Origin of the sequence: Microbacterium sp., from assembly GCF_036277215.1 — a bacterium.
Classification (GTDB): Bacteria; Actinomycetota; Actinomycetes; order Actinomycetales; family Microbacteriaceae; genus Microbacterium.
Window position 1 is genome coordinate 1 of the sequence record NZ_DASUNI010000122.1, and the last position, 16,797, is coordinate 16,797.

The following is a 16,797-nucleotide window of genomic DNA, read 5'->3' on the forward strand; positions in this document are numbered from 1 at the left end:
CGGCGTCGAGCACGTGATGGGCTACTGCACCGACATCGAGTACCACCGGTTCCTCCACCAGGCACCGATCTTCGAGCGGATGCTCGTGGAGGACGGGATCATCCTGCTGAAGTACTGGTTCAGCGTGTCCGACATCGAGCAGGAGCGCCGCTTCCAGGACCGCGCCGAAGACCCGATGCGGCGATGGAAGCTCAGCCCGAACGACGTGCTGGCCATCACCAAGTGGGAGGACTACTCCCGCGCGAAGGACACGATGTTCGTCCACACCGACATCCCCGAGGCTCGGTGGTGGGAGGTCGACAACGACGACAAGCGGCGCGGACGGATCAACACGATCGCGCACATCCTGTCGCAGGTCCCCTATGAGGTCGTCGAGCGCGAAGACGTCATCGTGCCACCGCGCCCGCCGTCGGGAGGCTACGAACGTCCGCCGCGCGACATGACCTCACACGTTCCCGACTACTCCAGGGAGGTCGAGCAGCGCCACAAGGAGGAGCGGGTCGACGGCTCCAAGAGCAAGCGTCGGCGGGAGAAGGACGCGGCCAAGATCGCCGACCGTGAAGAGGCGAAGGACGACAAGTAGCGGTCGTCCACGGCTCGGGCGATCATCCGCCCCACGCCGCGCGGCTGCGGCTTCGGTCAGCGCGTACCGGGATAGTCGCGCTGCGGCGCGCCGACGTAGAGCTGCTGCGGTCGGCCGATTTTGGTTTGCGGGTCGGCCTGCATCTCGCGCCAGTGGGCGAGCCATCCGGGCAGCCGACCGATCGCGAACAGCACCGTGAACATGCGGGTCGGGAACCCCATCGCCTTGTAGATCACGCCGGTGTAGAAATCGACGTTCGGGTAGAGGCGGCGCTCCTTGAAGTAGTCGTCCTCGAGCGCCAGCTCCTCGAGCTCCTTCGCGAGATCAAGCAGCGGGTCGTGGACGCCGAGCTCGGCGAGCACCTCGTCGGCGGACTCCTTGACCAGCTTGGCGCGCGGGTCGTAGTTCTTGTAGACCCGGTGCCCGAAGCCCATGAGCTTGACGCCGTCTTCCTTGTTCTTGACCCGCTCGACGAAGCGCTGAACGCTTTCGCCGGAATCACGGATGCGCGCCAGCATCTCGAGGACGGCCTCGTTGGCGCCGCCGTGCAGCGGGCCGTAGAGCGCATTGATGCCGGCCGAGATCGACGAGAACTGATTCGCACCGGTCGAGCCGACGAGGCGCACGGTGGAGGTGGACGCGTTCTGCTCGTGGTCTTCGTGCAGGATCAGCAGACGCTCGAGCGCCCGCGACATCACCGGATTCGTCTCGTACAGCTCGGAGAGCACGCCGAAGTTGAGCTTGAGGAAGTTGTCGACGAAGCTCAGCCCGTTGTCGGGGTAGAGGAACGCCTGGCCGACGCTCTTCTTGTGCGCGTAGGCGGCGATCACCGGCAGCTTCGCGAGCATCCGGATGGTGTTCAGCTCGACGTGCTCCGGATTGTGCGGGTCGGATTCGCGCTCGTAGTAGGTGGACAGCGCCGACACCGCGGAGGACAGCACCGACATCGGGTGGGCGGTATGGGGAAGCGCGGAGAAGAAGCGCTTCAGGTCCTCGTGCAGCAGTGTGTGGTGACGGATGCGGTCATCGAAGGCCGCCAGCTCGTCAGCCGAGGGAAGCTCACCGTAGATGAGCAGCCAGGCGACTTCGAGGTAGGTGCTGTTCTGCGCAAGCTGCTCGATCGGGTAGCCGCGATAGCGGAGGATCCCCTTGTCGCCATCGATGAACGTGATGGCGGACTTGGTCGCGGAGGTGTTGACGAACCCGTAGTCGAGCGTCGTGTGACCGGTCTGGCGGGTGAAGGTGGAGATATCGACGCTCGGCGTGCCGTCTGTGCCGCTGATGAGCGGGAACTGGGCGGTCCGATCGCCGATCCTGAGGATGGCTCTGTCCTGCTGGGTGCCCGCTTCGCTCACGGCGCCTCCTCGCGATTCCTGGTCGGTCTGGGGGTTCGAGGGCCCAGCGGATTGCACCGTGGGCGATTCCGAGAGCCGGCGTGATGACGAGGGATGCCGCGCCACGACGCTTTTACAGCCTAATGGGCGCTTCGGCATACTGCGGACATCGCCAAAGGGGCGTGGCATCCGTTGGAGCCAACCTCCGGATCACACTCCGGCGCGCAGGCGCTCGGCGGCTGCGGCGATGCGCTCATCCGTCGCCGTGAGCGACAGCCGCACGTGCTGAGGGAAGTGCTCGCCGTAGAAGTGCCCCGGACCAGCGAGGATGCCGAGGTCGGCCAGGCCTCCGATGCTCTCCCACGCGTCCCGCCCTTCGGTCGCCCACACGTACAGCCCCGCCTCGCTGTGATCCACGCGGAAGCCGGCTGCCTCCAGAGCGGGCTTGAGCATCGCGCGCCGCACTCGATAGCGCTCCTTCTGCGCGGCGACGTGGGCGTCGTCTCCGAGCGCTGCGATCATCGCCGCCTGCACGGGAGCCGGGAGCATGAGGCCGAGGTGCTTACGTGCCGTCAGCAACCGCGCGATGATCTCGGAATCGCCGGCCAGGAACGCAGCCCGGTACCCCGCCAGGTTCGACTGCTTGCTCAGGGAGTACACCGACAGGATGCCGCGCAGATCGCCGTCGGTCACGCGGGGGTCGAGCACCGACGGGATCGGCTCGACATCCCAGGGTGACTCCCAGCCGAGCTCCGCGTAGCACTCGTCGGATGCGATGACCGCGCCGAGCTCACGCGCCCGCCGCACGGCCGCCGCCAGAGCGGAGGCATCCAGCACCCGGCCGTCGGGGTTGCCGGGCGAGTTGAGCCACACCAGGCGCGTTCCGTCGGGCCAGCTCGCGGGATCGTCCGCTGCGACCGGGATCGCGCCGATCAGCCGCGCGCCGACCTCGTAGGTGGGGTACGCCGCGCGAGGGTGCACGACGATGTCACCGGGCTCGAGGTCCAGCAGCATGGGCAGGAGCGCGACGAGCTCTTTTGAGCCGATCGTCGGCAGGACGTGGGCCGGGGTGAGGTCGGGCACGCCGCGGCGCCGGGAGTACCACTCCGAGATCGCCTCGCGAAGCGCGGGCGTGCCGACCGTCTGCGGGTAGGCGTGCGCATCCGTCGCAGCGGCGAGCGCATCCGCGATCACCGGCGGCGTCGGGTCGACGGGCGACCCGATGGAGAGGTCCACGATTCCGCCCCGATGGGCGCGCGCCCGCTCCGCGTACGGTGCGACGGCGTCCCAGGGGTAGTCGGCGAGGTCGGCGACGCCCATGAGCGCGCTACGGAGCCTGCGGCGGCAGCGCGTCGATGATCGGATGGTCCTTGTGGATGATGCCCACCTTGGCGGCGCCACCGGGCGAGCCCACGTCCTCGAACCACTCGACGTTGGCCTTGTAGTAGTCCTGCCACTCGTCGGGCAGGTCGTCCTCGTAGTAGATCGCCTCCACCGGACACACCGGCTCGCAGGCGCCGCAGTCGACGCACTCGTCGGGGTGGATGTACAGCATCCGATCACCCTCGTAGATGCAGTCGACCGGGCATTCGTCGATGCAGGCGCGGTCTTTGAGATCCACGCAGGGAAGAGCGATCACGTACGTCACGGGTTCAGTCTAATTCGCCGCGGGCAGCGGTGTCGGCGGCGACCGGTCGCAGCCGGGAAGGCCATGCGACGACGACCGTCACGAGGATGGGCACGGCGAGCGTCCAGGCGACGGCCAGCTGGGTCTGCGGGACGATGACCGAGCCGCCAGGACCGCGGCCGGAGAACACGAGCGTCGCCAGGATCATGCCGGCGCCCGCGGCCAGCGCCGCCCAGCGGTCGGCGGTCAGCAGGCGCACGGCCGCGAGCAGGGCCGCCGACCCGATGATCGCCAGCACGAGCCCGAGCGGGAACCAGCCGAGCTGGAACGAGTGCGCGATCGTCCCGGCGAGTCCGTACACGCCTCCGACGATGAAGGCGACGGCCCAGGTGGCGACGCGCGGAAGGGCGGTTCTCACGGCGGTCAGTTTATGTCCTGCTGCTCGCCACGCCTGACCGGATGCGGTCATGCGGCCAGCCCCCACAGCCGCAGCAGCCCCGCCACGAGCGCAGCGGCGACGACGACGACGAGGAACGGCGCACGCAGCAGCAGCAGTCCCGCCGCGACCAGCAGGGCGGGGATGCGCGCATCCACCACGATGGCCTGCCCTGCGCCCAGGGTCTGCACGGCGACCAGGGCGGCGAGGAGCGCGACCGTCAGCAGATCGGCGATCCGTGCGGGCCGCGGCGCCTCCAGGAAGCGCTGCGGCACGAGATAGCCGAGGGTTTTGAGGGCGACGCAGATGATGGATGCCACGAGCACCGCGTTCCACAGCGTCATGCGTCGCACCCCCTCATGACCAGCGACCGGGGGCGTGCCTGCTCTCGGTTCACGGGAGCCCCACCCGCTCCGCCACGTCGTCCGGCTCTTCCGGAGGTTCGTCGTCGGCGCCGAGCCAGTTGAACCAGCCGACCACGAACGCTACGACGGCCGCCACCAGTACGGGCACGCCCGGCATCAGGGCCGGCGTCAACACGGTCGCCACGACCGCTGCGGCGATGCCGACGGCGATCGGCTGACGATGCCGCAGCCGCGGCCACAGGAGGGCGAGGAAGGCGGCCGCGGCTGCGGCATCCAGCCCGTACGCCTTCGGGTCGCCCAGGACATCGCCCAGAAGCGCGCCGGCCAGCGTCGAGAGGTTCCAGCCGACGTAGATCGCGAGGCCCGTGACCCAGAACCCGAGAGTCCGCGCTCGTGGCGTCGTCTGGGCGAGCGAGACCGCGGTGGACTCGTCGATCGTGAATTGGGCGGCCGCCGCGCGACGCCAGAAGCCCGCGCCGATCACCGGCGACATCCGCATCCCGTACGCGATGTTGCGCACGCCCAAGAGGGATGCCGATGCGATCGCGGCAGGCGCCGCGGGCAGCCCGCCGGCGGCGATGACGCCCACGAACGCGAACTGCGATCCTCCCGTGAACATGAGGAGGCTCAGCACGCACGTCTGCCACAGGTCCAGACCGGCCGCGACGGCCAGTGCGCCGAACGAGATGCCGTACGCGCTCGTGGCCAGCGCCACACCGAGCCCCTGGCGCCAGGCACGCCTGCTCTCGGCATCCGGAGTCCGAGGCTCGGCAGTCACCCGCCCGAGCCTACCGAGGGATGCTCCGCGGGGCAGCGTGCCGGTGCGGCATCCGTGGCCCGCTCCCCCGCGGCGGATCAGACGTTGGCGTCCTGGCGCTTCAGGCGGGCAGTCGCGCGGGCGCGCTCGGTGGCATCGAGGTTCACCTTGCGGATGCGAACGATCTCCGGGGTCACCTCGACGCATTCATCGTCGCGCGCGAACTCGAGGCTCTCCTCGAGCGAGAGCTGGCGCGGCGGCGTCATCGACTCGAACGTGTCGGAGGTGGACTGACGCATGTTCGTCAGCTTCTTCTCCTTCGTGATGTTCACGTCCATGTCATCGTTGCGCGAGTTCTCGCCGACGACCATGCCCTCGTAGACCTCCTGCGTGGGCTGCACGAAGAAGGACATGCGCTCCTGCAGTGCGATGATCGCGAACGGAGTGACCACGCCGGAGCGATCGGCCACGATCGAGCCGTTCTGGCGCGAGACGATGTGGCCGGCCCACGGCTCGTAGCCGTGCGAGATCGCGTTCGCGATGCCGGTGCCGCGGGTCGTGGTGAGGAACTCGGTGCGGAATCCGATGAGGCCGCGCGAGGGAACGATGAACTCCATCCGCACCCATCCGGTGCCGTGGTTGGTCATGTTGTCCATGCGGCCCTTGCGGGAGGCCAGCAGCTGCGTGATCGCGCCGAGGTACTCCTCCGGCGCATCGATCGTCAGGTGCTCGAACGGCTCGTACGTCTTGCCGTCGACCTTCTTGGTGACCACCTGCGGCTTGCCCACCGTGAGCTCGAAGCCCTCCCGGCGCATGTTCTCGACGAGGATCGCCAGGGCCAGCTCGCCGCGGCCCTGCACTTCCCAGGCATCCGGTCGTCCGATATCGACGACCTTCAGCGAGACGTTGCCGACCAGTTCTCGGTCGAGGCGGTCTTTCACCATGCGGGCGGTGAGCTTGTGGCCCTTCACCTTGCCGACGAGCGGGCTGGTGTTGGTGCCGATCGTCATCGAGATGGCCGGGTCGTCGACGTGGATCTGCGGCAGCGGGCGCACGTCGTCGGGGTCGGCGATCGTCTCGCCGATCGTGATGTCGGGGAAGCCCGCGATCGCGACGATGTCGCCGGGTGCGGCGCTCTCGGCGGGATACCGCTCGAGGGCGCGGGTCTTGAGCAGCTCGGTGATGCGCGCGCTGCTGACAGTGCCGTCGGCGCGCACCCAGGCGACGGTCTGGCCCTTCTTGAGCGTGCCGTTGAAGACGCGCAGCAGGGCCAGGCGCCCGAGGAACGGGCTGGAGTCGAGGTTGGTGACCCAGGCCTGCAGCGGTGCTTCGTCGTCGTACGAAGGCGCGGGCACGTGCTGGAGGATCGCTTCGAAGAGCGGCTCGAGGTCGTCGTTGTCGGGCAGGCTGCCGTTCTCCGGACGAGTGCGGGATGCCGCGCCGGCGCGACCGCTGGCATAGACCACCGGAACGTCCAGGAGTGCGTCGACGTCGAGGTCGGGCACGTCGTCGACGAGGTCGCTCGCCAGGCCCAGCAGGAGGTCGTGCGCCTCTTCCTCGACCTCGGCGATGCGGGCGTCCGGACGGTCGGTCTTGTTCACCAGGAGGATGACGGGAAGCTTGGCCTCGAGCGCCTTGCGCAGCACGAAGCGCGTCTGCGGAAGCGGGCCCTCGCTCGCGTCGACCAGGAGGACGACGCCGTCGACCATCGACAGACCGCGCTCGACCTCGCCGCCGAAGTCGGCGTGCCCGGGGGTGTCGATGACGTTGATGGTGACGGGGCCGTCGGTCGCATGGAGACCGGAGTACGTGATCGCCGTGTTCTTGGCGAGGATCGTGATGCCCTTCTCACGCTCGAGATCGTTCGAGTCCATCGCCCGCTCCTCCATGTGCTCGTGCGAGCCGAACGAGCCGGTCTGGCGAAGCATGGCGTCGACGAGGGTCGTCTTGCCGTGGTCGACGTGGGCAACGATCGCGACGTTGCGGAGGTCTGAACGGAAAGCGCGCACCATGGAAAATCCTTGCAGAGCGGGGAAGCGCCCGGAGCCGGGCTCTTCCAGTCTACGGGAGGCGCCTGGGCGTTGCCCCGGCGCCTTCTCAGGCCTCGGCGCTCTACTCCGGGGACTCGGCGGCCAGGAGGATGGCGCGCGCCTCCCGGCGCACGCGCTGCTCGGCCGGGTCGGGAATCGGCACGGCGGCGATCAGGCGCTGTGTGTAATCCTTCTCGGGTGCGCGCAGGATCTGCCCGGTGGCGCCCTGCTCCACGATCTTGCCGTGGTGCATGACGATGATCCGGTCGGCGAGCGAGTCGACGACGGCGAGATCGTGGCTGATGAACAGGCACGCGAAGCCGAGGTCGCTCTGCAGTCGACGCAGCAGCTCGAGGACGGTGGCCTGCACCGAGACGTCGAGGGCCGAGGTCGGCTCGTCGGCGATCAGCAGCTTGGGTTGGAGCGCGAGTGCGCGAGCGATGCCCACGCGCTGCTTCTGCCCACCGGACAGCTCGTGCGGGTACCGGTTGCGATACGCGCGGGGCAGTTCGACGGCGTCGAGCAGATCCTGCACGCGCTTGTCCAGGTCGCGACCCTTCGCCTCGCCGGCGAGCAGCATGGGCTCGCCGATGGAAGCGCCGATCGGCAAGCGCGGATTCAGCGACGACGACGGGTCCTGGAAGACGATGCCGACATCCTTGTGCACCTTGTGCAGCAGGCGTCGGTCGGCCTTGGAGATGTCGGTGCCGACCACCGTCGCGCGGCCGTCCGCGATCGGGAGGAGGCCGATGGCCGCGCGGCCGACGGTCGTCTTGCCGGAGCCGGACTCGCCGACCAGGCCCGTCACCTCACCGGGATAGATCGAGAAGGTCGCGTGCTCCACGGCCCGGAAGGCGGGGACCCGTCCGCGCTTGGGGTAGTCGATCGCCACGTCCTCGAACGACAGGACCGGGTTCAGCAGAGCCTCGCGCCGCTCGGCATCCTCACGCGCCGCGATCTCGGCGAGGCGGAGCTGGGTCGCGTCGCCGGTCAGCGCGGCGGTCGTGTCGATCGCCACGTCGCCGACCTGGCCGATGCGCGGAACGGCGGCCAGCAGCTGGCGCGTGTACGGATGCTGGGGGTTCGCGAAGACTCCCTCGACCGTGCCGCGCTCGACGATCTCGCCCTTGCGCATCACCACGATGTCGTCGGCCAGGTCGGCGACCACGCCCATGTCGTGCGTGATGAGCAGGATGGCCGAATCCAGCCGGTGACGGAGGTCGCGCATGAGGTCGAGGATCTCGGCCTGCACGGTCACGTCCAGGGCCGTGGTCGGCTCGTCTGCGATCAGGAGCCACGGATCGCACGAGATGGACTGCGCGATCATGGCGCGCTGACGCTGGCCGCCGGAGAGCTGGTGCGGATACGAGTTGAAGGCCTTGAGCGGGTCGGGCAGTTCGACCATGTCGAGCAGCTCAAGAGCCCGTTCCCTCGCCGCGCTCGGAGTGATGCCGAAATGGATGCGCAGCGTCTCGATGATCTGCGAGCCCACCGTGTACACCGGGTTCAGCGCCGTCATCGGCTCCTGGAAGATGACCGCGATCTCGCTGCCGCGCACGCGGCGCAGCTCGTCCTTCTTCAATCCGATGATCTCGCGGCCGCCCAGCTTCACGCTCCCGCTGATGCGGGCGTTGGAGGGAAGCAGGTCGAGCATCGCCATCGAGCTCGCACTCTTGCCGGAGCCCGACTCGCCGACGATGGCGAGGGCCTTGCCTGCGTCGACGAAGTAGTCCAGGTTCTTGGCCGCCGGCACCCAGAAGTTGTCGACGGCGAAATCCACCGAGAGTCCGCTGACCTCGAGGAGATGGCTGTCGTAGGGCTCGCGCGTCCGTGGCGGGGTCATCGGGGGTTCCTGACGTGGCTGAGGGTGAGAATGGAAGCGTGGATCACGCGAGCAGAGTGCTGCATTCCCGCTTCAACCGGATCATGGCGATTCTCGTCTGGGTGCTGGCGGCGCTGGTTGCGGGTTTGGCTCTGTGGGGTGCCGACCCGAGTCTGACCTGGGTCTTCCCCGCCGCGGCGCTGGCGGCCTTCCTCGGGTGGGCGGCGCTCTGGCGCCCCAGCGTGGGCGTCGGCGAGGCGGGCATCGCGGTGCGCAACGTCAGTCACAGTGTCGACATCCCGTGGGAGGCGCTCATCCACCTCGACACGAAGCATGCGCTGACTCTGCTGACGCCGGGCAAGCGTTTCACGGCCTGGTCCGCGCCGGCGCCCGGCATCATGACCGCTCAGATCATCGGCCGACGCGAGCTCAATCGCGAGGCTCGCGCCGTTGGCGGTGCGCCCCGCACGGGCGACCTGCTGGGCAGCGATTCCGGCGACGCGGCGATGATGGTCCGCGACGAGTGGCAGCGTCGACTCGACGGCGGGCTCGTCACGGTCGGCATGGCGGACGACGTGAAGGTGGCGCGCCGCTGGGACATTCCGGTGCTGGCCGTCTCGGCGGCGCTCGTCCTGGCGACCCTGTGGACGCTGGCGATGACGGGCTGACGCCGGTCCGGACGCTCGCCTCGTCATCGCCGGGTCTCCGGCTCGAACGACTGTTCGTCGGGCTCCTCGCTGGAGACACCGCTGTTGCTGGCCGCACCGGTGCGGGTCATGATGACACCCTCGGGCACGTCCGCCGACAGACCGGATTCAACGACGGCATCCTTGGGCAGGTCCTTGACCCTGCTGAAGCGGATGCGCTTCTGGCGCGGGTCGAAGGCGTCCCGCAGCCCGTCGCCCACGAAGTTGACCAGGAGGGACAGGATCACGATGAACGCCGCCGGCCACCAGAACAGCCACGGCCGGGTCTGGAACGCGGCCTCGTTCTGGCTGATGAGCAGGCCGAGGGAGACTTCCGGACTGCGGACGCCGTAGCCGAGGAACGACAGCGAGGTCTCCAGGATGATCGCGGCTGCGATCAACAGCGTCGTGGAGACGATCACCACGCCCATCGCGTTGGGGAGGATGTGCTTGAAGATGATCCGCAGGTCTGAGGCCCCTGCGACGCGCGCCGCCTCGACGAACTCGCGCTCGCGCAGCGACAGGAACTCCGCGCGCACCAGGCGGGCGATGCCCGTCCACGCGAAGAACCCCAGGAAGATCGCGAGCACGAGCGGCCCGAGCCCACCGACCGCGGAACCGACGACGGCGCCGACGACGATGATCGGGATGACGATGACGATGTCGGTGAGTCGCATCAGCACCGAGTCGACCCAGCCGCGGTAGTACCCGGCGATCGCGCCGACCACGACACCGATGAACGCCGCGATGCCGCCGATGATGAACATGATGTAGGCCGAGTTCACCAGGCCTCGCATCACCATCGCGAAGTAGTCCTTGCCGACGTTGTTCTGGCCGAACGGGTGGTCGCCCAGTGAGAACGGCCAGAGGGTCAGCGTGGGCATCCCGTTGTTCTGGATCGGCAGCAGCGAGGTGTAGTTCCACTGCCACCACCCCGGGATGCCGAAGATCCCGGTCGCGGAGATCGCGAAGCCGACGATCAGCACGAAGAGCAGGATGCTGATGAGGGCGGGCTTGTGCTGGATGAACCGCTTGAAGATGAGCCGGCCCTGGCTCAAGCCCTTCTCGTCGGCGGTGACGACCTTCGTCGGTTCGGCTGCAGGCTCGGAGGGGGCTTCGAAATTGGCGCCCATGGGGATCGTCATCACTTGACCCTCACTCTCGGGTCGAGTGCCGAATAGGCGAGGTCGGCGAGGAAGTTGAACGTGATCGCGACGACCGCGATGACCACGAAGTAGGCCATCACGGGGTTCGGATCGGAGTTGTTGAGTCCGCTGTTGAACAGCGCTCCCATGCCGCTGAACGCGAAGATCCGCTCCGTGATGATCGCACCGCCGATGAGCGCCCCGACGTCCGCGGCGACGATCGTCGTGATGGGGATGAGGGAGTTGCGGAACGCGTGACGGACGACGACGGTGCGCTCCGGCAGGCCCTTCGCGCGCGCCGTGCGGATGTAGTCCTGGTTCAGCGTCTCGAGCATCCCGCCGCGGGCGTACCGCGTGTACCCGGCGAACGAGATCAGCATCAGGCTGATCGTGGGCAGGAGCAGATGCATGAACGTGTCGGTGCTCTGGATCCAGAAGTCGCCCTGCAGGTTCGGCGTCTCGGACCCCACGGTGGGGATCGGGCGCCCGTTGATCCGCGGGTTGTTGATGTACGAGTTCCACGTGTGCATGTACTGATCGACGATGATCACGCCCATGCCGAGAACGCCCGTCAGGATGCCGATGCGGATGGCGGGACCCTTGTCGAACTCGCCCAGGAAGAATCCGGCGACGGCGCCGACGATTCCGGCGAGGCAGAACAGCACGACCACGCCCCACACCCCGAAGAACGGCAGGAAGCGCTGCAGCAGGAAGAAGGCGCCGATCAGCACGATCACGGTCACTCCGGCGGTCCGCCACGCGTAGCGCGCCCTCGCGCCGGCGATCAGCAGCACCATCGCCGCGCCGAAGGCGGCGATCAGCAGCGGCGCGATGATCGGTCCGAGCGAGGGGTCGAGGAACCACTCCGTGACCGTCATGCCGTACAGCATCAGACCGGTCACGAGCACGGATGCCGCGAAGACGACCAGGCGGCGATTACGGGGGCCGCCTATGACGGCTTGCCAGAATATGCCGGCGATCAGAGAGAGGCCTATGATCCACGCCCACGTGAAGACGGGGTCGCGCAGCCAGTTGTTGAACCCGAGGGCCACGAAGACCTTGAGGATGACGCCCATGAGGAACGAGGGCAGCGAGTAGAGGAAGAAGCTGGCGAACGTGAAGCTGTAGTCGACCGCGCTGTACTGGCGCAGGGCCGAGATGATGCCGACCGTGATGCCCAGGACGATGGCCAGGATCGTGGCGGCGGTGACGAGCTGGAGTGTGGAGGACACCGCGCGGCCGAGCAGGATGCTGACCGGCTGGTTCTGGATCGTGACGCCCAGGTCGCACCCGCCGAAGGGGATGACGCAGCGGGCCGCGCCGCCCAGCCAGCCGAGCCAGCGGACCGGGATGGGCTGGTCGAGGTGCAGCCACTCGATGCGCTGCGCGATGAGCGCATCCTTGTTCGGGCTGTTGGAGGCGTAGAGGTCTGTCAGCGGATCCTTCGCCAGCGCCACCAGGGTGTACATGATGAAGGACGCGGCGATGAGGATGAGGATCGATACCCCGATTCGCCGAAGGACGAAACTAAGCACTGGGTGTCCCCTTCATGGGCAAACGATACCAGCCGCATAACCGCTTCCCTAGGGCTTGTGACCGCAGGGCGGACGGGCTGATTCCGTACGGGAAAAGTGGGTGAACACGCGCTTGGGGCGCCGGGTCGGTACCCGACGCCCCAAGCGTGATGTGTGCGTCAGACGAGCCGCTGATTACTCAGCTGCGTCCTCCGCGGTCCACTCCCAGAAGTTCCAGATCGGACCGGTCTGGTTGGCCATGAAGGTCACACCCGAGATGCGGTCGGTGTGAGCCTCCACACCCGGGCTCTGGAAGATCGGCAGGCCGTAGTAGTCCTCGAACAGCAGCTGGTCGACCTGGATGCGGGCCTCCTCGACATCAGCCGGGTCGGTCATCTGCTGGATCTGAGCGGCGAGCTCATCGACCTCGGGGATGCTGACACCCGTGAAGTTCGAGCCACCGTCCGACGCGAAGATCTGCGGGATGTCCTCGTTGCCGACACCGGGCGAGATCCATCCGAAGATCGACACGTCGTAGATGTCGCTCTCGAGCTGCGCGCTCCAGTCCTCGCGGCCGATGTCCTCCACCACGAAACCGGCTTCGGTCGCCGTGGCCTGGATGGCCTCGAACGCCGCGACGCGGTTCGGGTTGTTGATGTTGTAGAGGATTCGCGCCGTCGGGGTGCGACCGGCGAGGAGCTCCTTGGCGCCCTCGATGTCCACGTCGGTGTACGCGTCCGATCCGTTCGTCTGGATCGTCTTCTCGTACGGCTCGGTCTGCGACGTGACGTACGTCTGCGAGTTGAGCACCGTGGCGTCAGGGTTGATCGGCTTCACGACCGTGTCGACGATCTGCTGGCGGGGGATGATCTTCATGAACGCCTCACGAATGGCGGGGTCTGCCCACTCACCCTTGTGCGACAGGTCCACGTGGTCGTAGGACAGCTGAGGACCGGTGAGGATCTGGATACCCTCGATGCTCTCCAGCAGCTGCAGCGTGTCGCCACCGGCCTGCGGGTTGATGATGTCGACCTCACCGTTCTGGAGGGCCGTCACCTGTGCCTGCGAGTCACCGACGAAGCGGAAGACCAGGGTCGAGTACGCGGGCTTGTGGTCGCCCTTGTAGTTCTCGTTGGCCTTGAGCGTCATGGACTGGGTGGGCTCCCACGAGTCGACGATGAACGGGCCGTTCGAGAGGTACAGCGACTCGTCATCGGGAAGCGAGGTGACGTCGAAGCCGGTGTTCCAGAAGTCCGCAACGGTCTTGATGGTCTCGTTCGGCTCTGCCGGTGCGTCGGGGTTGCCGCGCGGGGTCTCCTGGAGCGCCGCGACGAAGTCCTCAGCGGTGACACCGGTCTGCTCGGCGATCACGTGGAACGGCACCGGGTTGGCGTCCTGGTCGAGCAGCCACTGCAGGTTCCAGTCCACGTACGGGGTGTCGTAGATGAGCGTCAGCGACTTCTTGTCGTCGCTGACCTCGGGCACCTCGGTGTCCTCGAGGCCGGAGGTCGAGCCCGCGATGGTGAAGTACTGCGTACCGGCGGTGACGGCGCCTTCCTCGTCGAGCGTCGCGTCGTCGTAGTAGCCGGAGCCCGAGGCCCAGCCCAGCAGCAGGTCGTCGGTGGTGACCGGCGTGCCGTCCGACCACTGGGCGTTGTCGCTCAGGGTGTACTTGACCGTCAGCGGGTCATCCGAGGTCTTCTCCATTGTGCCGAACGACTCGTTGGGCACGACCTCCATCTGGTCGTTGATGTAGGCGAAGGTCTCGTGCGTCGCATACCAGAGCTTGCCGTTGATGTCGAGGTTGCTCTGAGGCGTCGCAGCGTTGAAGCTCGTGGTCTCGTTGGTCTCCGCGAGGATGATCTGAGTGTCGACGACTTCCGGCGCCGCCTCTCCACCGTCGGTGCCTCCGGGGCTGGTGCAGCCGGCCAGGACGACGGCTGAGACGCCGACCCCCGCCGCGACTACAAGGGCGCGCTTGCGCCATGTCTTGTCAGACACGTATTCCTCCTGTGCAAGGGATGATGCGCACACGTCAGGACTGAACCTGACCGGGGCGCGGATAGTGAAAACCCTAAGCACGGCGTGTGGAATGGTCGAGACGTAGCCCGAAAACGTTACAGAGCCTTAACTCAACAGGGGTTGAATGTGGCAATCTGACAAGATGACCTCGCCGAACCCCCCTTTCGACGTGAGGTTTGCCACTGACCCGGGTGTCCGTGCTCGCCTGTGGTGGGAGATCGGCATCGTCCTGGCCATCACGGTCGGGCAGTCGGCTCTGTACTCCGTGCTCTCGCTGGTGCGGGCCTCTCTCCGCACGACGCCGATCAGCCAGCAGCAGGCGCAGCTGAATCCGAATCGCGACGCAGAGATCCTGTGGAACGTGCTCTATCAGTTCCTCGATGTCGTGTTCGCGCTCGCCCTGGTGGCGCTGGTCGTCTACCTGCTGTGGGAACCGGGACGGAGCGCGCTGGGGCGGATCGGGCTGGACTTCACCCGCTTCGGTGGCGATCTGGGGCGCGGCATCCTGCTCGCCGCGGTGATCGGCATCCCGGGTCTGGGGCTGTACGTCCTCGCCCGGGTGATGGGACTGAATGTCGCGGTGGTCGCCTCGCCGCTGGATGCGGCGTGGTGGACGCTCCCCCTGCTGCTGTTCTCGGCCCTGCGAGCCGGACTCACCGAGGAGGTCATCCTCGTCGCCTACTTGTTCGACCGGCTGCGGCGCCTCGGCTGGTCGTGGTGGGCGATCATCCTCTCGGCGGCCGCCCTTCGCGGCGCGTACCACGCGTACCAGGGCATCGGCGCGATCGTCGGCAACTTCGTGATGGGCGTGGTGTTCGGCTGGTGCTATCGCCGTTGGGGCCGCGTCATGCCGCTCGTGATCGCCCACACGCTGCTCGACATCGTCGCGTTCGTCGGGTATCCGCTCGCCGCGGCCCTATGGCCCGGCGTCTTCGCCCCCGCACCGAGCCCGAGCCCGACGCCGTCTCTGTCCCCGTCCCCGTCGCCCGCCGCGTAGCCGGCCCGCGTCTGCTTCCGGCGAGACTGCAACGGGACGGCGAGACCGCGGGGTACACCCGCTGTCTCGACCTGCGGTTGCAGTCTCGCGGTCGAGGAGGGCGGGCGACGAGCTGGCCCACGCGGCTCCTGCACAGGACGCGGAGCGCGGGGAGCGTCCACAGCCTCGAGGACAGACCCGCGGAAGCCGCCGAGAACGGCTCAGAGTGCGGGGATGACCCTCAGCCTCGACACCGCCGCGGCGCGATCGCGCGCCGTCCCGCCACCCCTGCCGCTGTTCCACTCCGCCGAGATCTCGCATGCCGAGCGCGATATCGCAGCGGGGCACCTCGTTCGTGTTCGACGGGGCGTGCTCGCCCCGGCATCCCTGTGGTGGGTGCTCCCCCCGTGGAGACGCTACGAGGCGCGCGTGCATGCGGTGGCGATGACGCATCCGGACGTGGTCTTCTGCCTCGAGTCTGCGGCGGCTCTGCGCTCGCTGCCGCTCTTCGGCGACCCGCTCGAGGTGCACGTCCTCGACGCGCCCGCGGCCACCGCCCGGCTGAGCGGCGGCATCCGCCTGCACACGACGTCGGCCGACCGGGTGATCGAGGACGTCGGCGGAGCGCGGGTGACGTCCGCCGCCGACACGGTGATCGATCTGGCACGTTCGCGGCACGGGGCGATCGCGCTGGCAGTGACGGATGCCGCGATGCGGGCGGATCCGCGCCTCACGGTGGAGGCACTCGTGGCGGAGAACGAGCGTCGCACGAACAGCCGCGGCAGACGGCGGGCGCGCTGGGCGCTGCACCGCGCCACACCGGTCGCCGAGACCGTGCTCGAATCCGTCAGTCGCGCCGCGATCGAATGGCTGGGCTTCGAGGATCCGGAGCTGCAGGTCGAATTCCGCACGGACGCGTTCCGCGATCGCGTCGACATGTGGTGGAAGGAGGGCAGAGTGGTCGGCGAGGCGGACGGCGAGCTGAAGTACGACGGCTCCCTCGAGCCCGCGGCGACGGCGATCGCGAGAGAGAAGGGGCGGGACCGCCGGCTCCGCCGTCACACATCTGGGCTTGCGCACTGGGGCTGGCGCGACGTGCGGCAGATCGATCCCCTGCGGGAGGCCCTGTTCGCCACCGGCCTCCGGCCGATCGGACCCGAGTCGTCCCGGGAGCTGTACACGCTCAGCGCGCTCCTGCGCCGGCCGCAGCGCACCGGCATCGAGACTGCACCGGCACGTCGAAGCTGAGGGATCAGCCCGCCGTTTCGACGTCCGGTTGCAGTCTCGCGGTCGGGGCTACGCGAAGGCCTCGATCGGCGGACACGCGCACACCAGATTGCGGTCGCCGAACGCCTGGTCGATCCGGCGCACGGGCGGCCAGTACTTGGTCCGCACCAGCGCGCGCACCGGGTAGACCGCCAGCTCGCGCGAGTAGGGATGCGTCCACTTCTCCGTCACGATCGCCTCCGCGGTGTGCGGCGCGTTGATCAGCGGGTTGTC

Annotated in this window: 15 protein-coding genes and 1 pseudogene; 4 read left to right on the forward strand and 12 right to left on the reverse strand. The window is 68.0% G+C overall.

The window, feature by feature from the left end; genetic code table 11:
* Positions 1-583 (forward strand): annotated as a pseudogene (locus VFX99_RS06255) (polyphosphate kinase 2); the annotation flags it as partial.
* A 56-nt stretch (positions 584-639) separates the two neighbouring features.
* On the opposite strand, the gene VFX99_RS06260 reads toward VFX99_RS06255, so the two are convergent.
* The 8 genes from VFX99_RS06260 to VFX99_RS06295 all read right to left on the reverse strand — a co-directional run bounded on the left by VFX99_RS06260 (position 640) and on the right by VFX99_RS06295 (position 8,975).
* Positions 640-1,938, reverse strand: coding sequence for a citrate synthase (locus VFX99_RS06260; protein ID WP_329665455.1), 1,299 nt, complete (start codon positions 1,936-1,938; stop codon positions 640-642).
* A gap of 189 nt (positions 1,939-2,127) precedes the next feature.
* Positions 2,128-3,237 (reverse strand): succinyldiaminopimelate transaminase, encoded by a 1,110-nt coding sequence (gene dapC / locus VFX99_RS06265; RefSeq protein ID WP_329665456.1) that lies wholly within the window; start codon positions 3,235-3,237, stop codon positions 2,128-2,130.
* A gap of 7 nt (positions 3,238-3,244) precedes the next feature.
* A complete protein-coding gene (gene fdxA, locus VFX99_RS06270; protein ID WP_329665457.1) occupies positions 3,245-3,565 on the reverse strand; it encodes a ferredoxin in 321 nt (106 codons plus the stop codon).
* A 4-nt stretch (positions 3,566-3,569) separates the two neighbouring features.
* Positions 3,570-3,962 (reverse strand): DUF6113 family protein, encoded by a 393-nt coding sequence (locus VFX99_RS06275; RefSeq protein WP_329665458.1) that lies wholly within the window; start codon positions 3,960-3,962, stop codon positions 3,570-3,572.
* A 47-nt stretch (positions 3,963-4,009) separates the two neighbouring features.
* Positions 4,010-4,324 carry an AzlD domain-containing protein gene (locus VFX99_RS06280; RefSeq protein WP_329665459.1) on the reverse strand — a complete coding sequence of 105 codons (315 nt, stop codon included), beginning with the start codon at positions 4,322-4,324 and terminating at the stop codon, positions 4,010-4,012.
* Positions 4,325-4,373: 49 nt separating this feature from the next.
* Positions 4,374-5,123: an AzlC family ABC transporter permease gene (locus tag VFX99_RS06285; RefSeq protein ID WP_329665460.1), complete on the reverse strand. Its 750-nt coding sequence runs from the start codon at positions 5,121-5,123 to the stop codon at positions 4,374-4,376.
* A 77-nt stretch (positions 5,124-5,200) separates the two neighbouring features.
* Positions 5,201-7,114 (reverse strand): translational GTPase TypA, encoded by a 1,914-nt coding sequence (gene typA / locus VFX99_RS06290; protein ID WP_329665461.1) that lies wholly within the window; start codon positions 7,112-7,114, stop codon positions 5,201-5,203.
* A 100-nt stretch (positions 7,115-7,214) separates the two neighbouring features.
* A complete protein-coding gene (locus tag VFX99_RS06295) occupies positions 7,215-8,975 on the reverse strand; it encodes an ABC transporter ATP-binding protein (RefSeq protein WP_329665462.1) in 1,761 nt (586 codons plus the stop codon).
* 38 nt (positions 8,976-9,013) lie between these two features.
* Between VFX99_RS06295 and VFX99_RS06300 the strand changes: the two genes are divergently transcribed.
* Complete coding sequence (locus VFX99_RS06300; RefSeq protein WP_329665463.1) at positions 9,014-9,622, forward strand: PH domain-containing protein; 609 nt, start codon at positions 9,014-9,016, stop codon at positions 9,620-9,622.
* Between the two features lie 23 nt (positions 9,623-9,645).
* On the opposite strand, the gene VFX99_RS06305 is transcribed toward VFX99_RS06300, so the two are convergent.
* The 3 genes from VFX99_RS06305 to VFX99_RS06315 form a co-directional block, all read right to left on the reverse strand.
* On the reverse strand, positions 9,646-10,785 hold the full coding sequence (locus tag VFX99_RS06305; protein ID WP_329665464.1) for an ABC transporter permease: 1,140 nt from the start codon (positions 10,783-10,785) through the stop codon (positions 9,646-9,648).
* Positions 10,785-12,320, reverse strand: coding sequence for an ABC transporter permease (locus VFX99_RS06310; RefSeq protein WP_329665465.1), 1,536 nt, complete (start codon positions 12,318-12,320; stop codon positions 10,785-10,787). Before VFX99_RS06310 ends, VFX99_RS06305 begins: the two co-directional genes overlap by 1 nt.
* Positions 12,321-12,494: 174 nt before the next feature.
* Positions 12,495-14,300 carry an ABC transporter family substrate-binding protein gene (locus VFX99_RS06315; RefSeq protein ID WP_329665466.1) on the reverse strand — a complete coding sequence of 602 codons (1,806 nt, stop codon included), beginning with the start codon at positions 14,298-14,300 and terminating at the stop codon, positions 12,495-12,497.
* Positions 14,301-14,463: 163 nt separating this feature from the next.
* Between VFX99_RS06315 and VFX99_RS06320 the strand changes: the two genes are divergently transcribed.
* Entirely contained in the window at positions 14,464-15,318 is an 855-nt protein-coding gene (locus tag VFX99_RS06320) for a CPBP family intramembrane glutamic endopeptidase (protein WP_329665467.1), read from the forward strand.
* A gap of 213 nt (positions 15,319-15,531) precedes the next feature.
* Positions 15,532-16,545, forward strand: coding sequence for a hypothetical protein (locus VFX99_RS06325; protein WP_329665468.1), 1,014 nt, complete (start codon positions 15,532-15,534; stop codon positions 16,543-16,545).
* A 48-nt stretch (positions 16,546-16,593) separates the two neighbouring features.
* Here the strand turns inward: VFX99_RS06325 and VFX99_RS06330 are convergent.
* Positions 16,594-16,797, reverse strand: a 204-nt coding sequence (locus tag VFX99_RS06330; RefSeq protein WP_329665469.1) for a hypothetical protein, incomplete at its 5' end; no start/stop codon positions are given.

Coding starts and splice junctions, on each gene's coding strand:
- VFX99_RS06305 (WP_329665464.1), bottom strand. CDS start 10,785: ATGACGATCCCCATGGGCGCCAATTTCGAAGCCCCCTCCGAGCCTGCA.
- VFX99_RS06280 (WP_329665459.1), bottom strand. CDS start 4,324: ATGACGCTGTGGAACGCGGTGCTCGTGGCATCCATCATCTGCGTCGCC.
- VFX99_RS06325 (WP_329665468.1), top strand. CDS start 15,532: ATGACCCTCAGCCTCGACACCGCCGCGGCGCGATCGCGCGCCGTCCCG.
- VFX99_RS06295 (WP_329665462.1), bottom strand. CDS start 8,975: ATGACCCCGCCACGGACGCGCGAGCCCTACGACAGCCATCTCCTCGAG.
- VFX99_RS06320 (WP_329665467.1), top strand. CDS start 14,464: ATGACCTCGCCGAACCCCCCTTTCGACGTGAGGTTTGCCACTGACCCG.
- typA (WP_329665461.1), bottom strand. CDS start 7,114: ATGGTGCGCGCTTTCCGTTCAGACCTCCGCAACGTCGCGATCGTTGCC.
- dapC (WP_329665456.1), bottom strand. CDS start 3,237: ATGGGCGTCGCCGACCTCGCCGACTACCCCTGGGACGCCGTCGCACCG.